This is a genomic window from Hymenobacter sp. NBH84 (genome assembly GCF_014217645.1).
Classification (GTDB): domain Bacteria; phylum Bacteroidota; class Bacteroidia; order Cytophagales; family Hymenobacteraceae; genus Hymenobacter; species Hymenobacter profundi.
This window is the reverse complement of the sequence record NZ_CP043644.1, coordinates 946,761-966,734: the sequence shown is the minus strand read 5'-3', so window position 1 is coordinate 966,734 and position 19,974 is coordinate 946,761. Positions and strand designations below refer to the sequence as shown.

General features: G+C 58.4%; 12 protein-coding genes, 1 other RNA gene and 1 pseudogene. 8 read left to right on the top strand and 6 right to left on the bottom strand.

Annotated elements, in window-relative coordinates:
* The first annotated feature begins 141 nt into the window (after positions 1-141).
* An RNA gene (gene rnpB / locus F1C16_RS04040) (RNase P RNA component class A) lies at positions 142-610 on the top strand.
* Positions 611-687: 77 nt separating this feature from the next.
* Here the strand turns inward: rnpB and F1C16_RS04035 are convergent.
* Together F1C16_RS04035 and F1C16_RS04030 are read right to left on the bottom strand one after the other, a co-directional pair.
* Complete coding sequence (locus tag F1C16_RS04035; RefSeq protein ID WP_185283081.1) at positions 688-1,131, bottom strand: cytochrome c; 444 nt, start codon at positions 1,129-1,131, stop codon at positions 688-690.
* Positions 1,131-2,411 carry a sorbosone dehydrogenase family protein gene (locus tag F1C16_RS04030; protein WP_185283080.1) on the bottom strand — a complete coding sequence of 427 codons (1,281 nt, stop codon included), beginning with the start codon at positions 2,409-2,411 and terminating at the stop codon, positions 1,131-1,133. The genes F1C16_RS04035 and F1C16_RS04030 overlap by 1 nt, the downstream gene beginning before the upstream one ends.
* Positions 2,412-2,712: 301 nt before the next feature.
* Here F1C16_RS04030 and F1C16_RS04025 point away from each other — a divergent pair, with 301 nt between their 5' ends.
* A complete protein-coding gene (locus F1C16_RS04025; RefSeq protein WP_185283079.1) occupies positions 2,713-3,870 on the top strand; it encodes a sigma-54 dependent transcriptional regulator in 1,158 nt (385 codons plus the stop codon).
* A 156-nt stretch (positions 3,871-4,026) separates the two neighbouring features.
* Here the strand turns inward: F1C16_RS04025 and F1C16_RS04020 are convergent, their stop codons facing one another.
* Positions 4,027-5,028: an acyl transferase gene (locus F1C16_RS04020; RefSeq protein WP_185283078.1), complete on the bottom strand. Its 1,002-nt coding sequence runs from the start codon at positions 5,026-5,028 to the stop codon at positions 4,027-4,029.
* Positions 5,029-5,139: 111 nt separating this feature from the next.
* On the opposite strand from F1C16_RS04020, the gene F1C16_RS04015 reads away from it, so the two are divergent.
* The gene (locus tag F1C16_RS04015; RefSeq protein ID WP_185283077.1) at positions 5,140-5,682 is read left to right on the top strand and encodes a hypothetical protein; all 543 of its coding nucleotides are present in this window, start codon (positions 5,140-5,142) and stop codon (positions 5,680-5,682) included.
* A 152-nt stretch (positions 5,683-5,834) separates the two neighbouring features.
* Here F1C16_RS04015 and F1C16_RS04010 read toward each other — a convergent pair whose 3' ends face one another.
* Positions 5,835-8,255 (bottom strand): thiamine pyrophosphate-dependent enzyme, encoded by a 2,421-nt coding sequence (locus tag F1C16_RS04010; RefSeq protein WP_185283076.1) that lies wholly within the window; start codon positions 8,253-8,255, stop codon positions 5,835-5,837.
* Between the two features lie 237 nt (positions 8,256-8,492).
* On the opposite strand from F1C16_RS04010, the gene F1C16_RS04005 reads away from it, so the two are divergent.
* The 5 genes and pseudogenes from F1C16_RS04005 (at position 8,493) to F1C16_RS03980 (ending at position 13,257) form a co-directional block, all read left to right on the top strand.
* Positions 8,493-9,278: a DUF1573 domain-containing protein gene (locus tag F1C16_RS04005; protein WP_185283075.1), complete on the top strand. Its 786-nt coding sequence runs from the start codon at positions 8,493-8,495 to the stop codon at positions 9,276-9,278.
* 157 nt (positions 9,279-9,435) lie between these two features.
* Entirely contained in the window at positions 9,436-10,572 is a 1,137-nt protein-coding gene (ald, locus tag F1C16_RS04000; RefSeq protein WP_185283074.1) for an alanine dehydrogenase, read from the top strand.
* Between the two features lie 157 nt (positions 10,573-10,729).
* Positions 10,730-11,335, top strand: coding sequence for an SMI1/KNR4 family protein (locus F1C16_RS03995; protein ID WP_185283073.1), 606 nt, complete (start codon positions 10,730-10,732; stop codon positions 11,333-11,335).
* A 9-nt stretch (positions 11,336-11,344) separates the two neighbouring features.
* Positions 11,345-12,052: a hypothetical protein gene (locus tag F1C16_RS03990; RefSeq protein WP_185283072.1), complete on the top strand. Its 708-nt coding sequence runs from the start codon at positions 11,345-11,347 to the stop codon at positions 12,050-12,052.
* Positions 11,970-13,257: pseudogene (locus F1C16_RS03980) on the top strand (LTA synthase family protein). The gene F1C16_RS03990 and the pseudogene F1C16_RS03980 overlap by 83 nt, the downstream one beginning before the upstream one ends.
* Before the next feature lie 216 nt (positions 13,258-13,473).
* Here the strand turns inward: F1C16_RS03980 and F1C16_RS03975 are convergent.
* Both F1C16_RS03975 and F1C16_RS03970 read right to left on the bottom strand, forming a co-directional pair.
* Positions 13,474-18,261 carry a cellulose binding domain-containing protein gene (locus tag F1C16_RS03975; protein WP_185283069.1) on the bottom strand — a complete coding sequence of 1,596 codons (4,788 nt, stop codon included), beginning with the start codon at positions 18,259-18,261 and terminating at the stop codon, positions 13,474-13,476.
* 42 nt (positions 18,262-18,303) lie between these two features.
* Positions 18,304-19,632 carry a DNA/RNA non-specific endonuclease gene (locus F1C16_RS03970; RefSeq protein WP_258049022.1) on the bottom strand — a complete coding sequence of 443 codons (1,329 nt, stop codon included), beginning with the start codon at positions 19,630-19,632 and terminating at the stop codon, positions 18,304-18,306.
* Between the last annotated feature and the right edge of the window lie 342 nt (positions 19,633-19,974).

Here is a 19,974-nt window from a genome sequence, read left to right as displayed (position 1 = left end):
TCAAACTAGCCCTTTTATTAATTTTTTCATATTAAAATGGTAAAAAATAATTTAGGCTATATATTAGAAAACGGCTTTGTTCAATATGGATTTTTGCAAGCCTATTGCCCTGCTATTTCTCATTGCACTACCTTTACTTCTGTAATGAGTCGCTCCACCGCGGCGCCCTTGGGCGACGAGGAAAGTCCGGGCAACGCAGAGCACCCTGCTTCCTAACGGGAAGGACGGAGAAGCGTAAAGCAACTTCGGACAGCCAGTGCCACAGAAAATTACCGCCGTTCTTTGGCTGTTAGCTAGTAGTTGCTAGCTGTTAGCTCTCGTTGTAGAAAAGCTAACAGCTAATAGCCATCAGCCAATAGCTCAAAAAAAGGTAAGGGTGAAAAGGTGCGGTAAGAGCGCACCAGCGGCCGGGTGACCGTGTCGGCTGGGTAAACCTCAGGGGTTGAAAGACCAAATAAGCGGATACGCTCCAGCCTTCGGGCTGGGGCACCGGGCGGCTCGTCCGGCGTCCGTGGGTAGGTTGATGGAGCCTTTCCGCGAGGACTGGCCTAGATAAATGGTGGAGGCGCGGCAACGCGTACAAAACCCGGCTTACAGACTCATTACCAGCAACAAAAAGGCCGCTGCAACAGATGTTGCAGCGGCCTTTTTTGCTCTTAAAAAAGGTGAAGGACCGAGGCTAAGCCCCTACTTTTTCTTCGCAGCGCGGGCAGTCTTCACTTCTCCGGCTTGCACGGCGCTGGCTTTATTGCCAAAGCTGTTGCGCACGTAGGTAAGTACGTCGGCAATTTGCTGGTCGGTGAGGAAGTCGTGGGCGGGCATTACGTTCTGGTAGGATTCGCCGTCAATGTCCTGATCCTCCATGCCATTGAGCAGGATGTTAATGAGGCGGGTTTTATCGCCCAATACGTAGCTCGTCTTGCTAAGAGGCGGGTTCATGTTCTGCACGCCTCCACCGTCGGCCATGTGGCAGGTCAGGCAATTTTGCGTGTATACCTTCTTGCCCGAAGCCAATACTGCCCCCGAAACGGCTGATGCAGCCGGCTTTTGGGTAGGCGTTGCTGGCTTTTTTTGCGCCAGGGTAGGTAGGGAAAGCAGCGCAAAGGCAGCAATTAGGAAAGGGGACTTCATTATTTTTTGTTGTAAACGATACGGTAAATAGTGCCCTTCACGTCGTCGGAGACGTAGAGCGAGCCGTCGGGGCCCTGGGCCAGGCCACAGGGGCGGTGGTCGGCGCGACCAGAGGCCGCTTTCTCGGGCGAGCCGGCAAAGTTGTCGGCAAATACTTCCCAGTTGCCGCTGGGCTTGCCATTTTTGAATGGCTGAAATACGACGAAATAGCCCTTCTGGGGTTCAGGAGCGCGGTTCCAGGAACCGTGGAAGGCAATGAACGCGCCGTTCTTATACTTCTCCGGAAACATGGAGCCGGTGTAGAACAGCAGGCCATTGGGCGCCATGTGGGCGGGGTAGGCCGCCGCCGGGTCGATGTACTTATCGTCCACGGTTTTCTTGCCGTCGCCGCCGTACTCGGGCGCCACCATTTTCTTGTTTAGCTCCTGATTGTAGTAGATGTAAGGCCAGCCCGCGTTATCGCCTTTATCGAGAGCATACATGCACTCCGCCGGGAACTGCGCCGATTCCTTCTCCGTGTATTTGTCGGGAAACAGCGTGTGCAGCTGGTCACGCCCGTGCTGCATCACAAACAGCTTATTGTCTTGCTGATTCCAGTCCAACCCTACCACGTTGCGCAGGCCCGTAGCGTAGCGCATGCCGTCACCGTACTTTTGATTCAGCTTATTAGCCTTGAACTGCCAGATACCACCGGCCGAGTCCAGCACGGGGCAGTTGGGCATGCCCAGGGAGCCGGGGCGCCGGTCGCGCTCCTGGCAGGAGTTGGAGTAGGCGCCCACGTTCACATAAATGTTGCCGCTGTTGTCGAGCACCACCGATTTGCTTTCATGTTGCTTGCGGTTAATAAGGCCCGTTACAATCTTCTCTGGCTGGGTAGGATTCGTTACTTCACCTTTGCTGTCGAGCTTGTAACGGTACACATCCTCATCAGACGAAGCGTAGAGGTAGCCATCCTTGTTGTACATACCCGTACCACCATAGCCACCAAAACCGCCCGCAATGGTGGCTTTGCCAGTGCTGGTGGGGTGTAGTGTCAGGATGCCTTTGCCATCTTTCACCCGGCTCAGCTTCACATATACCACGCCCTGGGGCGTTACGGTGAGGTGGCGGGCACGCCCCCCGGTTTCGGCGGCTACCAGCGCACCGAAGCCAGCTGGCAGCTTCAGGCCGGCGTTATCGGCATCGGGCACTACCCGGGCCGGGGGAGTTAGCGCATACAGCGCAAGGCTACCTGCTACGGCCGTAGCAGGTAGTAAAAAACGAGTCAGGGTGTTTTTCATGGAGGAAAGCGTAGTGATTCTGGCAAATAACGCGGCCGACTGCCGACGGTTGCTTTTGTCGATACGGTAGGACCACCCTAGTACGGATGTGCCTGTAGAAACTACCGGGCAAACTCATTGTTTATTATATGAGTTCCTATGCAAACTAGCATTGCTTTAGCGTTCGTATATACATTTTAGCTCTTGCGCTGGGTAGCCTACCAGCACAGGTATCAGGGCGTCATTCACTTGTTGTGCGGCTGCCCATGGCTTTTTGCTACCTTCGCTCTATTACGCACCTCTCGCTTTCTCTATTTATTTCATGCCCCGTATTCTCATCATCGACGACGAAAAAGCTATTCGGAATACTCTGAAAGAGATTTTGGAATACGAAAGCTACAAAGTCGACCAAGCCGAAGATGGCCCCACTGGCCTCGACATGCTTATTAAAGATAAGTACGACGTTGTGCTCTGCGACATCAAAATGCCCAAGATGGATGGCATTGAGGTGCTGGAGCGCGCCCAAATCGTAGCGCCCGACGCGGCCTTTATCATGATTTCGGCCCACGGCAACATCGACACAGCCGTGGACGCTACAAAAAAAGGCGCCTACGATTTCCTACAAAAGCCGCCAGATCTTAACCGACTACTCATCACCGTGCGCAACGCCCTGGACCGCACCAAGCTAGTGGCCGAAACCAAGACGCTGAAGAAGAAGGTTGCTAAGAACTCGCAGATGGTAGGCACCTCGCCGGCCTTAGAGGTGGTGCGCAAAGCCATCGAGAAGGTAGCCCCTACCGATGCTCGCGTGCTCATCACCGGCCCCAACGGCGCTGGTAAGGAGATGGTGGCCCGCCAACTGCACGAGCTGAGCAGCCGTAACAACGGCCCTATGATTGAGGTAAACTGCGCCGCCATTCCATCCGAACTTATTGAAAGTGAGCTATTTGGCCACGAAAAAGGATCATTTACCTCAGCTGTAAAGCAGCGCATCGGCAAGTTTGAGCAAGCCGACGGCGGCACCTTGTTTCTAGACGAAATCGGGGATATGAGTCTCTCGGCGCAGGCCAAGGTGCTGCGGGCTTTGCAGGAAAACAAGATCACCCGGGTAGGCGGCGAAAAGGAAATTTCGGTGAACGTGCGCGTGCTGGCCGCTACCAACAAGAACCTGTTGCAGGAAATTGCCGACCGCAACTTCCGCGAGGACTTGTACCACCGCCTCTCGGTTATCCTCATTCAGGTGCCGCCGCTCAACGACCGGCGCGAGGATATTCCGGCCCTCATCACCAAGTTCCTGGCCGATATTGCCGGCGACTATGGCAATAAGCCCAAGAAGGTAGACCCCGCCGCCATGAAGTACCTACAAAGCCTCGATTGGCGCGGCAATATCCGCGAACTGCGCAACGTGGTAGAGCGCCTCGTGATTATGAGCGACGATACTATTTCCGAAAGCGACGCCAAGGCGTTTGCGGGGAAATAAGTGAGTTGTTAAGGCGAAAAGGGCGCCTGTCATCCTGAGCTTGCGAAGGACCTTATCACGGGAGAACGACTGGCGTACCAACGACTCGTTCAACTGTCATAAGGTCCTTCGCAAGCTCAGGATGACAATCTTCTTTATTACTAACAACTACCAACCCTACGCCATCTGATTACACCCGCGCACGTCGGAGTTGTCCATCCTACCCAGCACCTCAAACGAGCCGTCGGGGTGCATACGTGCTAGGTCTTTGGTTTCGATGAAGGCGCAACTGTCCACATTGGCGAGGTCGATGACGTTGAGGGCACCGTCGGGGCGGTTGTTGCTGACAGCAAACGGGTCGCTAGGGTCGCGTAGGAGGATGCGCAGCTGGGCGGAGGCGTGGAAGCGGCCGTCGCCGAAGCTGTAGGCTTGGCTCAGCAGTTCAGTCATGCCATACTCGGAGTGGATGCCATTGGGGCCGAAAGCTTGTTGCAGTTCCTGGTGCAGCTCTTCCCGAATCATCTCGCGGCGCCTACCCTTCATGCCGCCGGTTTCCAGTACGGTAAGGTCTTGCAATTCGGGCGCCGGGCCGTACTCGGCCGCTAAATCCAGCAGGGCGTAGCTCACGCCGAAAAGCATGATGCGGCGGTTCGGGTCACGTTTTGCCTCCGCCAGGGTAGCAAGCAAAGCAGCGTGGTCGCGCAGGAAAAATGCCTCGTGCATCTGCCCCGAGCGGCGGGCAAAATCGTCAATCATGGCAACGAGCGACGAGTTGCCCTGCTCCAGGTAGGACGGCAGCAAGGCCAAAAACGTCCAGCTAGTAAGCGGACCGTAGTATTGCTCGAAGATGCGGGCGGCGTTGTCGCGGTAGAGTTGCGGGTCGCGGAGTTGGTGGCGGCTACGCTGTTGCAGGGTGGTGCCGCTGCTCAAGAATAGCTCCTGCCCTTCCCAGGCGTGCGGCTCGGTGCGCACGTCGTGGGTTTTGAAGAATTCGATGGGTAGGAAGGGAATATCGGTGAGCTGCTGCACGGCCTGCGGGTCGCGGCCGAGCTGGGCCAAGTAGGTGGCGTATGGCGGGCAGTGTACGGCCTGATAACGAAAGAGTGCAAGAGCGGTTTCTTCTGCCTGCTCTACCGTTAATTGAGGTAGGGCACGCAGGTAGGTTTGCCGGAAACTCATTGGGATAAGTTGGGGTTAGGAGCGTACAACAAACAAACGCCCGCTTCGTTGGGAAATTTGTACCTTGTTGCCATCTGAAACGTCTTTTTCGGATCTTCTTAGCCGCCTCTTATGCTCACTATTCGTACGCTTGTGCTAGGTGCTTCCTTTTTGCTGGCCGGGGCTGGCTTGTCGTCGTGCCTCACCGCGCCCGATTACCCGGATACGCCCAGTATTGAGTTTGAAAATATCCGTTCGGAACGTGTTGTGGCGGATATTGGCAACTATGATACAGTGACGGTAACGGTATCTTTCCGGGATGGCGACGGCGACTTAGGCCTAGACAATTCAGAAACCAACGCGCCGTATAACCTTAATGACGCTAGCGGGCAGCCGAACAAATTCTATAACAACTACTTCTTTCAGCCGCAAATTCTGCGTGACGGAACATTCGTTGATTTTAACTTCACTGGTTCATTCCGGTACGACAGCCGCTTTCCTCGCATCCCTCCTATCGACCGCAACGAGCCAAAACGCGGCAATCTGAGCTTCGGTCTCCAGATTTTTCAGGGCACTTTCCCGGCCGGCTCCCAAGTGCGTTTCAAGGTTTCCATTGCCGACCGCGCCCTGAACGTAAGCAACGAAGTGATTACGGATCCGATTACGATTCAGTAGGCAATGCCGAAATCGGCCCCTCTAGAACGTCGTTTCGACCAGCGGGAGAAATCTCGCGTGCTCCGGTAATTACCTTCCGGACTCAGTACGCGAGATTTCTCCCGCTGGTCAAAACGACGTTTTGCTTTCAGCCGTCAGCTGGTAACAGCACCCTAATAAATCGCCGGAAACTGCTTCGGGTTGGCTTCGTGCAGCAGTTCGTACACCGTATCAAACACGTCCTCGGCGTTGGGCTTGCTGAAGTAGTCGCCGTCGGAGCCGTAGGGTGGGCGGTGGGCCTGGGCCGAGAGGCAGCGCGGCTGGGCATCGAGGTAGCGGTAGGCCTGCTGCTGATCTAGCACTTGCTGCATCACATAAGAGGTAGCGCCGCCGGGCACATCCTCGTCAGCAAACACCACACGACTGGTTTTGCGCACGCTGTCGGCAATGCTGTGTTGGGTGTCGAAGGGTAATAACGTCTGCACATCAATCACCTCCACCGAAATTCCTACCTCGGCTAGTTGCTGGGCCGCGTCCATGACGATGCGGCACATAGAGCCGTAGGTTACCACCGTCACGTCGGAGCCTTCGCGTAGCACCTCGGGCACGCCCAGGGGTAGGGTAAACTCGCCTACGTTGGTCGGAATCTGCTCTTTGAGCCGGTAGCCATTCAGGCACTCTATCACCAGCGCTGGCTCGTCGGAGCGCAGCAGGGTATTGTAGAAGCCCGCGGCCTGCGTCATATTGCGCGGCACCAGCAGCTTCATCCCCCGGATAGCGCCCAAAATCATCTGTATGGGCGAGCCGGAGTGCCAGATGCCTTCCAGGCGGTGCCCGCGCGTGCGCACGATCAGGGGTGCTTTCTGGCCGCCTTTGGTGCGGTATTGCAGGCTGGCAAGGTCGTCGGAGAGAATTTGGATGGCGTAGAGCAGGTAGTCGAGGTACTGTACCTCGGCAATGGGCCGCAGCCCGCGCAGAGCTGCACCAATGCCCTGGCCCACAATCGTGCACTCGCGGATGCCTGTGTCCGTTACGCGCAACTCGCCAAATTTGGCTTGCAAGCCCGCAAAGGCTTGGTTTACATCGCCGATGCGGCCTACGTCTTCACCGATAGCAAAGATGGTAGGGTCGCGGCGGAAGTTGGCCTCGAAGCAGGCTTGCAGCACCTCGCGGCCGTCTACGGGTGGGGCGTTGCGGGCAAACTCGGCGGGCACTTCTTCAATATTGGGCGTGGCCTGCTCACTCTGGCTGTTCAGGTAGGAGTTGTAGCGGTCGGCGTTGTCGGCTTCGGCTTGCTCCAACCAGTTCAGCAGGTCGCGGCGGGCGGCGCTACGCTGGCCGCGCACTTGGCGCAGCACCCGGCGCACCGTACGTACCATATCGGCCCGGATGGGCGCCGGGTTGAATTGCAGCCCCGACACCATTTCGCGCAGCTCATTCTCGGTGTTGGTTTCGAGCAGGAGTACGTCAAGAAGTTTCACGGCCTCGTCGCGCTCCTGCTTGATGGGATTGAAGAAGGCGTTCCAGGAAGCGGTGCGCGCCTGCTTCACAGTTTCTCTAGCTTCGTTTTCCAGCTGGTCCAGTTCGGCTTCGGAGGCGTGGCCTTCTACCAGCAGCCACTCGCGCATTTTGCGCAGGCAGTCGTGCTCCTCTTCCCAGCCCAGGCGCTCCTGGCTCTTATACCGCTCGTGCGAGCCGCTGGTGCTGTGGCCCTGGGGCTGCGTCACCTCCGTGACGTGGATGAGCACGGGCACGTGCTGCGTGCGGCATACCTCGGCGGCGCGCTGGTAGGTATCAATGAGGGCGGGGTAGTCCCAGCCTTTCACCACAAAAATCTCGAAGCCGTCTTGGCCTTCACCGTCGCGCTGAAAACCAGCTAGAATAGCCGAAATACTCTGTTTGGTAGTCTGATACTCGGCCGGCACCGAAATGCCGTAGTGGTCGTCCCACACCGATACCAGCATCGGAATCTGCAATACGCCGGCCGCGTTGATGGCCTCAAAAAACACGCCCTCCGAGGTGCTGGCGTTGCCGATGGTGCCAAAGGCTACCTCGTTGCCCTTATTAGAAAACTGCGTGAATTGGTGTAGCTCGGGGTTGTTGCGAAACAGCTTGGAAGCGTAGGCCAGCCCTACCAGGCGCGGCATCTGGCCGGCCGTGGGCGAAATATCGGCCGAGGAATTCTTGCTGGTCGCCAGGTTCTGGAACTGCCCGTCCTCATCGAGCAGACGAGTGCCAAAGTGCCCGCCCATGCTCCGGCCCGCCGAAGCTGGGTCGGCCTCGGCGTCGGGGTTGGCATAGAGCTGGGCGAAATACTGCGTCAGCGTCAGCTCGCCAATGGCCAGCATAAAGGTTTGGTCGCGGTAGTAGCCGGCGCGCCAGTCGCCGGGCCGGAAAGCGCGGGCCATAGCCAGCTGCGGCAACTCCTTCCCATCTCCGAAAATGCCAAACTTGGCCTTTCCCATGAATACTTCCTTGCGCCCGGCCAACGAGGCGTGCCGACTTTCCCACCCCAGGCGGTAATCGTGCAGCAAGTCTTCCCGGCGCAAAGCAGTAGCGGTGAGCAGGTCGGCAGTTTCAGGAGTAGTAGACATAAACAAACAGAGAAAAGAGAGACGGGTAGGAATCAGAAGGAAGAACGTATGCGACGCAAAAGTACGGAAAATGCCGGGGCAGGAGCGCGTTGCAATTGGTAGCCTGCGCTCGTGCGGGGGTAGGCCAGGCAATGCGTATCTTTGCCGGAACTGATAGCCTGCCGTTTAAGTTACGACCTCTGAGAGAATTTCGGGCTGCTGACTTCTTCCTGTTTCCTACCTCTTTGCTACGCACGTATGACGATTTCCTTACGCTTAGCTGCCAGCCTGCTGCTGTGCCTTGTGGGCTTCACGGGTGCCCGTGCCCAGGGCGTGATAACATTTCAGGAAGAATTGCACGATTTCGGTAAAGTGCCCGAGGGCACAGTAGCCACTCACGAGTTCAAGTTCAAAAATACCGGCAATCAGCCCCTAGTACTTGGCAACGTGCAGGCCAGCTGCGGCTGCACCACCCCGGAGTGGACGCGCACGCCCATCCTACCCGGCAAAATGGGCGTGGTGAAAGCTATGTACAGCAGCGCCGGTCGGCCGGGCGTGTTCAACAAAACCATCACCGTTACGACCAATACCACCGCGCCTAGCACGGTGCTTACCATTAAGGGCACCGTGCTGAACAAGGAGGAAATTCGGAAGTCGCTTACGCCGGCCGAGCTGGCGGCCGCGCCGCGGGCCGTAGTGGCCCAGCCGGTGCACAACTTCGGCCGCATGGAAGCCGGGCAGCAGCCAGTAGCGCGCTTCGAAGTGCAGAACACGGGCAAGCAGGACCTAGTGTTCAACGGCATCACATCGGGCTGCTATTGCATTGGGTTCAAAACGCCGCCCGCGCCCATTAAACCCGGACAGAAGGGCACCCTGGAAATCATCTACACCCAGCGCAAGCTTGGCGCGATGGTTGACGAGGCCACCCTCACCAGCAACGACCCCCACGGCGACCTGAAACTGACGCTGAAAGCCGAGGTAGTCAAAAGCCTAAACGCCGCCAGCCTAGTGAAAGAAAGCGACGTGAGCGTTCCGTTTAAGTAGTGAGATGGTGAACTAGTGAGTTTGATGTTCTGGTGGCGCTACTTGCGCAAACTATGCCGGTGGCGCAGCTAAAACGCCAAACTCATCCGTTCACCACCTCACCCCTACCTATATTTGCATTTCCTTTTTCAACTTCTCTACTTTTTCCTTCTCAGCCATGTTAATCGGCGTTCCGAAAGAGATTAAAAACAATGAAAACCGCGTAGGTCTGACGCCCGCCGGCGTTGCCGAGCTGCGCAAGCACGGCCATACGGTGTACGTGCAAGCCACGGCCGGTTTGGGCAGCGGCTTTCAGGATGCTGAGTACCAGCAGGCAGGCGCCGAAATGCTGCCGACCATTGAGGACGTGTACGCCACGGCCGACATGATTATCAAAGTAAAGGAGCCCATTCAGCAGGAATATTCGCTGATTAAGGAAGGCCAGCTGCTGTTTACGTATTTCCACTTTGCCAGCAGTGAGGAGCTGACCCACGCTATGCTGGAGCGCAAGGCCGTGTGCCTGGCCTACGAAACTGTGGAGCTGCCCTCGCGCGCCCTACCCCTACTCATTCCAATGAGCGAAGTAGCTGGCCGCATGGCTCCGCAGGAAGGCGCCAAGTACCTGGAGAAACCCCTGAAAGGCCGCGGCATCTTGCTGGGTGGCGTACCCGGCGTGAAGCCCGCGCACGTGCTGGTGCTAGGTGGTGGTATTGTGGGCACGCAGGCTGCGAAGATTGCTGCCGGTCTGGGCGCGCAGGTAACCCTTATGGACATCAGCCTGAACCGTTTGCGTGAGCTGGACGACATCATGCCCAAAAACGTGTCGACGGTGTACAGCAACGAGTACAACATCCGCGAAGCCATCAAAACCGCCGACCTCATTGTGGGCGCTGTGCTGATTCCGGGTGCCAAAGCGCCCCACCTCATCACCCGCGACATGCTGAAGGACATGAAGCCCGGTACCGTGCTCGTAGACGTGGCCGTGGACCAGGGTGGTTGCATCGAAACCTGCCGCCCTACCACGCACGAAGACCCTACCTTCATCATTGATGATGTAGTGCACTATTGCGTAGCCAACATGCCTGGTGCGGTGCCCTACACCTCTACCCTGGCCCTCACCAACGCTACCCTACCCTACGCCGTGAAACTGGCCAACCAGGGCTGGCGCGTGGCTTGCCTGCTCAACGAAGACCTGCAAAAAGGTCTGAACGTGGTGAACGGCGAGGTGGTATACAAAGGCGTAGCCGAAGCCTGGGGCCTCCCCCTGGCCAGCGTTGAATCGGTATTGAAGCCCATGCCGGCGCCGGTTGCGTAAGCTGCTTTTGCCCTAGTAGCACAGTATTATTGAATACTAGAACGTCATTTCGACCAGCGGGAGAAGTCTTGCGTGCTGACGCCAGGTAGTAATTACCGGAGCACGCGAGATTTCTCCCGCTGGTCGAAATGACGTTCGCTTTTGCCTGTCTTTCAGCATGAAAGGAGTTATTTACCAAGGCGAGCCGGTATCGGACGCCGCCACGTTTGCTCGCCTACCCTTGGCGATGCAGAATTACCTGTTGCAGTGCAACGGCCTGCTGGCCTACCAAGGCGGCCTGCACCTGCGTGGCTGCTGCCTGGCGCCCGAGTGGCACTCGTTGCGCCACGCCTGGGAAGGTGAGGCGGCACTGGCCGCCCGCTACCAAAAAGTACGCCCCACCGACATTCCGTTTGCCGAGGATTACGCCGGCAACCAATTCCTGCTGCGCGGTGAGGAAGTGGTATTCCTGGATGCTGAAACCGGCGAAATTGCCTATCTCCAAGTTGATTTTGAGAAGTTTATCCAAGGCGTGGAGAAATTTCCGCAGCAGGCGTTGGGGCTGGAGGTGCTGATTTCCTACCTCAAAGGCGGCGGCCACCTGCGCCCCGGCGAGCTGCTGAGTATTCAGCCGCCGCAGTGCGTGGAGGCGCCCAACCAGCAACGCACGTTGCGCCCTCAGCCCACAGCCGAGCGCCTGGCTTTCCTAGCCAATTTCTACCGTCAGATTCGCAACCTGCCCGACGGGCAGGCCCTACGCATTTCGCCATCAGCCGACCACTAGCCGCTGCCTATGCCTACACTTGCGCTTCGGCTGCTGCTGCGCCGTTTTTCGTTGTTGCTGGCAGTCTATCTGTTGCTGCGCCTCGGCTTTTACTGGGCCAACCACACGACTTTTCAGGAAGCGACGTCCGGACAGGTGTTGCTGGCCTTCTGGCACGGTTTCCGGTTCGATATAGCCGCTTTGCTGCTGCTGAACCTGCCGTGGCTGGTGCTGTCGGTGGTGCCGACGTATGGGCACGGGTGGCAACGGCTGCTGCGCGTGTTGTATGTGCTGTTGAATACGTTGGGTATCGCGCTCAATATTATTGATGCTGAGTATTTCAAGTTTATTGGTCGGCGCACTTCCAATGAGCTTACTACCATCGGCGACGATGTGCGCCGGCAGGCAGGACAGTTGGTAGGGCAGTACTGGTATTTGCTCTTGCCACTGCTGACGCTGCTGGCATTGCTATGGTGGCTGTACCCAATGCCTACCCCATCGGTCATCAGAGAGGAGCAGACGCGCCAGCGCACCCAGCGTCCAGCACGGCGCTACGGCAGTTGGGCGGCGCAGCTCGTGTTGTTGATTGGGTTGATTGTGCTGGGCATCCGAGGGGGGGTTGCAGCTGAAACCCTTACGTACCGGCGCGGCCTTTGTGCAACAGCCAGCGGTGCTAGGCCATTTGGCGCTCAACAGCACCTTCACTTTTATCAAAAGCCTGGGCTACCAGAGCATTGACCATCGGCAGTACTTCGCCTCCGATACTACGCTGCGGCAGGCGCTGGCGGCGCGACCGTTACCGGCCCCTACCCTACCCCCGCGCCCGGACAATGTGGTGGTACTGTTGCTAGAGAGCTTCGCCTCGGAGTATGTGGGGGTCGAAAATAATGGCCGCGGCTACACGCCATTTTTCGATTCGCTGGCTACCCAAGGGCTGTTTTTTTCGGGAGCATTATGCCAATGGGCGGCGCTCTATTGAGGCACTGCCGGCCACGCTGGCGGGGCTGCCGTCGTTGCTGGAAAGCCCGTTTATCACCTCCAACTTCCAGACCGATGAGCTGCACGGCTTGGGCGAAATTCTGACCCGTCAGGGCTACAGCACCAGCATGTATCACGGTGCGCAGAATGGCACGATGGGCTTCAATACCTTTGCTGGGGCCGCTGGTATGCAGCGCTATCTGGGCTTGGAGGAATATCCCAACGCCACCCAAAGTCTCGATTTCGACGGCCACTGGGGTATTTTCGATGAGCCCTACCTTCAGTATTTTGCTCGGCAGCTGGGGCAACAGCAGCAGCCGTTTTTCAGCTTGCTGTTCACGCTCAGCTCGCACGAGCCATTTGGGTTACCGGCCGGTTACGAAAAACGCTTTCCCAAGGGCACGCAGCCTATTCATCGCACCATCGCCTACACCGATTTTGCGCTACGGCAATTTTTCAAAGCAGCGGCCCGGCAGCCGTGGTATCAAAATACGCTGTTTATCCTGCTGGCCGACCATACGTCTCAATCGGACCAACGGGGCTACCAGAATACGCTGGGCGCTTACAAAACGCCGCTATTGCTGTTCCACCCCGGCCACGCCCTACCCCCGGCCGACACGCACCGCATCACACAGCAAGCCGACGTGCCCGCCACCGTGCTCGACTATCTACATCGCGGCGCAGGCGTCCCCCTCCTACCCTTCGGCTACTCCGTGTTCGACCAGGGCACCTCAGGCCGCGCTGTATTTCTGAGTGGCGGCAGCTACTTTTTGGTTCACACTGATTTTGTGACGGAGCTAACGGCTGATAACCAAGTGCGGCTCTACCCCTACCGCACGCACTTCATCCCGGCTACTCCTCTGCCTAACCCTGACCCGCAGAAGTTGCGACAGTATGGAGATGAGTTGAAGGCCTGCGTGCAGTTTTACGTGAATGGATTGGTAGATAACACGATGTATAAATGATGCTGTATCAAGGGAGTCTTTTGACTTGAGTAATACTACCAGGGTATGAACATTACATCAAAAGAACGCCCTGCTAAGCTTATCGAAGCATCTCGCTCTGAACTACTGCAAAAGCCGCTTTTCTGGTAGTATCCAAATATCATAGCACCAACAAAAAGCCCCCACCAGCTTACGCCGGTGGGGGCTTTTCTTGTTACCCTTTCCGTACAGAGCAGCTTAGCGGAGCACAAGCTTCACTTGCTGTATGCCGCTGGCCGTGGTCAGGCGGGCCAGGTAGACGCCGGCGGGTAGGCCAGCGGGCTGCCAGGTTACCTGCACCGGCTGCCCTGCCGTGGCCGTGCCGGTGGGTAGCTGCTGCACCAAGCGGCCGCTCACGTCGTAGATGGCCAGGGTGTAAGCTTGATCCTGAGCTAGCGTGAAGGTCAGCTGCGTTTGGTCGGCGAAGGGGTTGGGGTAGCTGCGCAGGGTCACGGCGGCGCTGGTGTTACCCTCTTCAACCAACGTCAGCGAGGTGCTGGTAGCGGAAGCAGTTAGCGCGCCAGCCGGCTCGGTGCCGTATACTAGCTGGCCTTGTAGGTATACCGTCACACGGGCATTCTCCAGCAGGGTGTTGCCCTTGGCTTGGTAGGAATAGTCGTTGGCCTGTTGGAAGACCGACCAGTCCTGCTTGTAGAGGCGGTACTGAATGTTGCCCGTGCTGCTGAGCGGCCCGAACGTGCCCAGCGCGGCGCTGAAGCGCACCTCGGCGTAGGTTTGCGTGCCCGAGCGGCCCGTTACAACCTGCACGTTGTTGTTGCCCAGTTGAGCGTAATCTACGGCCGAGAGCAGGGCGGCCGTGCCTTCGGGGCTCAGCCAGTAGCGCACCGTTAGGTCCTGGTAGGCGGCGGGGGTGTTGCCCTCGTTGCGCAGTTGCAGGGTAGTGCTGATGGTATTCGACGTAGTAGAAGAAGACGTGTTCTGCACGTACACGCGCAGGTTGCGGGAGGCCGCTACCGGAGCCGGCTCAACGCCCCCTACTAGCAGCCCGTTGCGGTACACTGTGATGCGTGCATTCTTGGTGTAAGCGCTGTTGCTGGCGTAAGAATAATCATCGGCTTCGTTGAAGCTGGTCCAGTTCTGCTTGTAGAAGCGTGCTTGGATGGGGCCAGAGTTGGCACCGGCAGCCAGGTTGCCCGCCGCGGCCGAGAAGCTGTATTCCATGTAACCAAACGCCCCCTGACGCGGCTCTGCGAGCGGCACGTAGCGCAATTGCACGTTATTCGTTCCCAGTTGGGCGTAGTCCACGGCACCCTGTAGGGTAGCGTAGTCTTCGGCCGTCAGCCAGTAGCGCACCGTTAACTGCTGGTAGGGAATGGCCGCGCTGCTCTCGTTGCGCAGTTGCAGGTAGGGCTTGATAGTGTTGTTGGTGAGCTGGCGGTCGGCATCCTGATGCAGCACGCTCAGGCTGGCGGCTGTGGCTTGCACCGTCACCGTAAATGGCTGGCTTACCGTGGCGCAGCTATTGGTGGCCGTGGCTGTCACGGTGGTAGTGCCTACGGAGAAAGTGTAAGGCGAAGTAATCGGCGTTACGGTGCCGTTCTGCACAATAGAGTACGTCAGCTCGGGAGCCGGACTACCTGTAACTGTAGCGGCAAACGCTACGGAGGCACCGGTCTGGCCATACGCAGCCGCTACAGGTGCTAGGGTAGGCACGGTTACTACGGGCGGAGCATTCACCGTTACGGCCTGCGTGTAGGTGTCAGCGCACGTACCCTGCGTAATCGTCAGCGTGGCCAGGTAGGTGCCAGCTGCGGCGTAGGTATGCGTGAAGCTGCCTTTGGTGGTGTAGTCGGTTTTGCCGTCGCCATCCACATCCCAAGCGAACGTAGCATTGCCTTCCACCACCGTAGAGGTGTTGGTGAAGGCCGTGGCCGTGCCAGCGCAAGCAGTAGTAGCCGTAAAGGCTGGCTGAGGCGTTTCGCAGGTGATGCCGGTTTGCACGGTCCGGTAGGTAGTGCCTACCCGGATGCCGTCGATAACCAGCGCTGGAGAGCTAGAGCCTTGGCGCAGGGCCAACGTGCCGATATCGGAGGGCGAAGAGTTACCGGCTTCATTGACGCTGATAGTGGCGGTGGCCGGCTCGGCGGCGGCGTCTGGGTTGATGAATAGCTGGCTCACGTTGCCGCTTTCGTCGAACACATACTTCACTACCAATTGGTAGGTGGTGTTCAGCTCATACTCGGTAGCGGTATAGGTAGCCGCACCGCTGCCGCTGATGCCAAATTGCAGCTTGCCCGTGCTCGTACGGCGTACAAACACCCGCGGCCGGAAGGTGGAGCCCAGGTTGGCAGGACCCAAGTGCAGGAAGTAGTCGCCGGTGGTAGTAGCATTGCTCACGTTCACCAAAAACGACGCATACACCGGCGTGCGGGCATACACCGGCGCAAACGGCCGGTTCACGTCCTCGCCGCTGCCCGTCAGGGCTGTGGCGTTGCCGATGTTGCTGGCGTCGTAGCCGGAGTAGCTCAGGCTGGGCGTTACCACGGTGAGGGCGCGGGAGCCTGCGCCGCTGTGGGCGGTCCAGTTGTTGTCGGTCAGCAGCGTGCCGGCAGGGTATTCAAAGTTCTCCACCAGCAGGAGCTGCGCCGGGGCGGCCGGCGTGGTCTGCTCCAAAGTACCGGGCGCCGTGGTCAGGTAGTTCTCCGCGAAGGGCGTGTTGTTGTCGTTGAACGCTACCACGGCAAACGTGTAGGCCGTGGCGGGACGCAGACCAGTAACCAGCACGCTATCGGCGCTGCCGCTGTACACTACGTAGTTGCCGGTGCCCACTTGGCTACCCTGCCCGAAGGCCGCGTTGGCAGTGTAAGTGGTAGCATCTACGGGCAGCGCATTTACGGCGCTACCCTGGCGCACCAGCACCAGGCGCTTGGCACCGTCGCCACCTGCTAAGTGCAACTGTATGGATGTGCTGGTTACCTGCGTGGCCGTAAGCGTGGGCTGCACGGTAGGCTCGGCGGCTAGCGCCACGGTGGCGGTTGCAAAGGTAAATTCTTCGCCATAGGCCGTGCTTACAGCCGTAGTGGCGTAGGCGCGCACATAGTATGTGGTACCGGGCAACAGGTCAATCAGCTTGCTTGTGAAAGAGCTGGCGCTGGTGCTGTCCACCGTGCGGTTGGTGCCTAGGGTAGGATTCGCCTCCGTACCCCACACAATGCCGCGGGCCGTTACGGGGCTGCCGCCATCATTGGCGATAGTGCCCCCGGTCGTGGCGCTGGTAGTCGCTACAGCCGATACGGCCGTAGTGCTCAGCGTGGCCGGATACACGGGTGCTGTGCCAGTGCCGCTAACCGTTACGGCTTGAGCAGGCTGGCCCGTGCTGGTCACAGGAATAGCGGTCTGATACGCTTGCGCGGCTGTAGGGGCAAAGCGCACGTCGATAGTGGTGCTACCTAAGGTGCCGCCGGTAGGCGCCAGCGAAATGGTGCAGCAGGCAAACGGATTGCTACCTGTACGAATCTCAACACCCGCCGGGGGCGTGAGTAGAACAGGCGCCGTGAGGCCGTTACCGCTCACCGTGAACGACTTAACTGCTGAAGAACCGCCCGCTACCACGCTACCAAAGTCGGCCAAGGTAGTAGTCGAAACGGCTAGCTCCGGCTGGGGGGCCGTCAGGGTGATGGTGATGGGAGTGCTGCGGCCAGTTACGTTGCCGCAGTCGGTGGTGGCGCTGGCTACTACATAGTACGTGCCCACACCAGGAAAATCGGAGCCGCTTACGCGGTAGGAGGATGATGTAGCGTCGGCAATGGGCGTGAACGGACCAGCCGGGCTAGTGCCGTACTCCCAGCTGAACGTAGAAGGCGCGGCGGCAGTGGCCGTCAGCAGATTACCGGTGCCCGTGGTGGCCAGCGTTTGGCTACCCGCAGGCGTTACCGTTACGACGTTGGTAGGCGAAGCCAACGTCACCGTCAGGTCGGTACCGTTGTCGTTGCCGAACGTCGCGGGCGTATCGTTCACCACCCGAATGCGGTAGCCGGTGCCACTGGGCGTGCCAGCCGGCAGCACCGCCGAAACCGGTGAGCTAGTACCTGTGCCGATAATGCTAGCCGTGGTATTCGCCGGAAACACGCCATTGGCGTCCGACAACTGCACCTTGAAAGGGCCGCTGAACGTGCCCGTAGCAGTGAAGGGCACCTCAAACGCGGCGCTGCTAGCACTGGTAGTTAAGCAATAAGAGCCCGCGTAGGCCGAGGGCGTAGTGGTGATGCTGGCCATGGGCGTAGGGGTAGTGCCACCAGCCAGGGTAGGCGTCAGCACTACATCATCCAGCCCAATACCTTGGGCGTTGGTGGCCCCTCCTACCCCCAGGTAGGTCCAGCGCAGGTAGTAGGTAGCATTGGCAGGCAGGTTGAGGCCCGTGATTGTCAGCTGTTTGGTGGCCGAAACAGGTGGGTAGTGGTAGGCGTTGGCACCCGCCGGCAAGCTCTCGGTAGCCGCGGGTTGCGCTTCCCAGGTCACGCCATCGGTACTCACAAAGAACTGCCATTCAAACGCGCGGGTGTTGGTGCGGTACTTCTCCACCGCAAACTGCACCGCCAGGTCCTGAATGGTAGCGCCAGACGTGTTTTGCACGGCCAACAGCACATGGCGCGGCACCGTGTAGCTACCACTGGCCAGAAAGCCAATGGCGCGGTCCGGTGAAGACGCGGCTGCCCCGAAGTTGTAGGTGCCACCCGCCGTGAAGTTATTGCCGTTGGCAGCCTGCGTGAAGGCTGTATAGTTGTTGGCGCTGGTGTAGGTAGGCGCGGCTTCGGCCGAGAACATGAAGCCCACCGGCAGCACACCGGCCGCCGTGGTGCCCAACTCGTTGAAATCAACGGTGGTAGCGGTGCCGGTGAGGGGTAGCTGGGCCTGTGCCGGCAGAGCCAAACTACCTAGCGCCGTAAGCGCCAGCAGCGTACGTACGCGCCCCAGTAGGTGCTGCGCAGGTCGCCGGAAAGAGGAAAGGGTAAAACGTGTATCCATAGAAAAGCGGCAGGGCCGCGACAAACCGTGAAAAATCGGGGATTAATTGGTCGGGCCGTTGTCTACTTTCGCTTCCACCACGGCCTGCACTTCCAGGGGTAGGGCCGACAGCAGATCCAGACCCGTAGCGGCCTCAATGGCGTCCACGGTGGTGCGGTAGTCGCCCCACTGCTCGCTGAGCGTGTTGATGTTCGGCGTGTCGATGGCAATGATGCGGGTGCCGGCCGTGATGCGGGCCGCGTCGTTGTCGCCGACCGGCAAAATCACCAGCACCTTCCACACGCGGCTGGGCACCGTCACGCGGCCCTGGTCGATGGTGGTGGTAGTGCCGCCGTTGCTGCCTGAGCCGCCCACGCCGTAGCTACCCATGATGATATATACCTCGTTGTCAGGCAGTAAAGTACGGCCGTAGTTTTCCAGGTTGGCCCAGGTTTTCTGGTTGTTGTTGGGCGCCTGCGGAATCATGTTCGTCATCAGGAACGTGGCCGAGTTGTTTTCCCGCGTAGAGGTACGGTCGGCGGAGGGGCAGTTGTGGCCCCTATCAAAGCCCGAGCCCGTGTAGCTGCTCGACTGCACCTGGTACCACCCATCGGGCAGGCTGGTGTCGTTGCGGAAGTCGTCTTGGCGCCCTACCCCGCCCCGGTCCGAAGCGTCGAGGTGCCAGCTCACCCAGTTGGGCGTGCCCCGGTCGCGGCTATACGACACGGCGTAATGTGGCTTGTCGAGCAGGTAGTTGTTGGGGTAGCTTGGGTCGGCGGTAGCTCCGCTGGGGTTGCCCAGCGCCAGGTGGGAGTTGTCTACCGACGGCAGCGTAGCGCCGAAAGGCGTCACCGCGAAATCGTCGATGTTCAGCCGCGCCGCGCCGCCCGAGGTCTTGCGAATCTCGAACTTGACGGCACCGGGGATATTGGCCGTGAAGGCAGCGGCCTGCAAGGTGCTGCTGGTGGTAAATACCGTGGCGCCTACCTTGGTCCACTTATCACAGTTACAGGCGGTTTGGGGCTGCGCCCACAGCTCCCAACTGCTGCTGGCATCGGTACCGTAGAGGGCGTGCTGCACCGTGATGGTCGCAGCACCGTTGGGCAGGAAGAACTGCATGGTCAGGCGCCCAGCCTGTTGCAGTCGTACGGCTTGCGCGCCGTTTTTGTGGTCGGCTTCGGCGGCGCCTACTACGGCGTCGGTGAGCAGCCAGGTACCGGAGGGGAATGTCACTTCTCCGGCCGGGTAGGCGGGTTTTGTGCCCGTATCGAAGGTTTCCTGCGTCGCGCCTGTGGGCGTGGTTTGCCCCAGCACGCGCGGTACTGAGAGGGCAAAATAAGACAGGCAGAGCAGCCAAGCGGTGCGGCTACCCAAGCGTAAAGGTGTTGGCATGAAGTAGATAAAAGGATCCAAAACAGCCCCCTACCAGCAGGGGCACAAAACAACGCACAAAGCTACGATGCTCAGTAGGATCCAATCATCACCAAATTGTTAAATCTCGAAATTTTGCACAAAAAATTGACAATATAACAATATTTATACAGCTCGATTCAAAAATTAATACATGTGACATCAAGCAGGCCCCTGCTGTTCACTAGCTATTATTATACTCTATAACCCATTAATTTGAGCATAGAAGCTACTAACTCATTTTTTTACTATGAATATGACTTATCATTCGTTCCCATAATTCCTCCTCTGCTTCAGAATCATAATTGCACTCTACCTTCCTTT

What these genes read in the sequence shown, in the direction of transcription:
- F1C16_RS04035 (WP_185283081.1), bottom strand. Translation starts at nt 1,131, where the DNA reads ATGAAGTCCCCTTTCCTAATTGCTGCCTTTGCGCTGCTTTCCCTACCT.
- F1C16_RS04030 (WP_185283080.1), bottom strand. Translation starts at nt 2,411, where the DNA reads ATGAAAAACACCCTGACTCGTTTTTTACTACCTGCTACGGCCGTAGCA.
- F1C16_RS04025 (WP_185283079.1), top strand. Translation starts at nt 2,713, where the DNA reads ATGCCCCGTATTCTCATCATCGACGACGAAAAAGCTATTCGGAATACT.
- F1C16_RS04020 (WP_185283078.1), bottom strand. Translation starts at nt 5,028, where the DNA reads ATGAGTTTCCGGCAAACCTACCTGCGTGCCCTACCTCAATTAACGGTA.
- F1C16_RS04015 (WP_185283077.1), top strand. Translation starts at nt 5,140, where the DNA reads ATGCTCACTATTCGTACGCTTGTGCTAGGTGCTTCCTTTTTGCTGGCC.
- F1C16_RS04010 (WP_185283076.1), bottom strand. Translation starts at nt 8,255, where the DNA reads ATGTCTACTACTCCTGAAACTGCCGACCTGCTCACCGCTACTGCTTTG.
- F1C16_RS04005 (WP_185283075.1), top strand. Translation starts at nt 8,493, where the DNA reads ATGACGATTTCCTTACGCTTAGCTGCCAGCCTGCTGCTGTGCCTTGTG.
- ald (WP_185283074.1), top strand. Translation starts at nt 9,436, where the DNA reads ATGTTAATCGGCGTTCCGAAAGAGATTAAAAACAATGAAAACCGCGTA.
- F1C16_RS03995 (WP_185283073.1), top strand. Translation starts at nt 10,730, where the DNA reads ATGAAAGGAGTTATTTACCAAGGCGAGCCGGTATCGGACGCCGCCACG.
- F1C16_RS03990 (WP_185283072.1), top strand. Translation starts at nt 11,345, where the DNA reads ATGCCTACACTTGCGCTTCGGCTGCTGCTGCGCCGTTTTTCGTTGTTG.
- F1C16_RS03975 (WP_185283069.1), bottom strand. Translation starts at nt 18,261, where the DNA reads ATGGATACACGTTTTACCCTTTCCTCTTTCCGGCGACCTGCGCAGCAC.
- F1C16_RS03970 (WP_258049022.1), bottom strand. Translation starts at nt 19,632, where the DNA reads ATGCCAACACCTTTACGCTTGGGTAGCCGCACCGCTTGGCTGCTCTGC.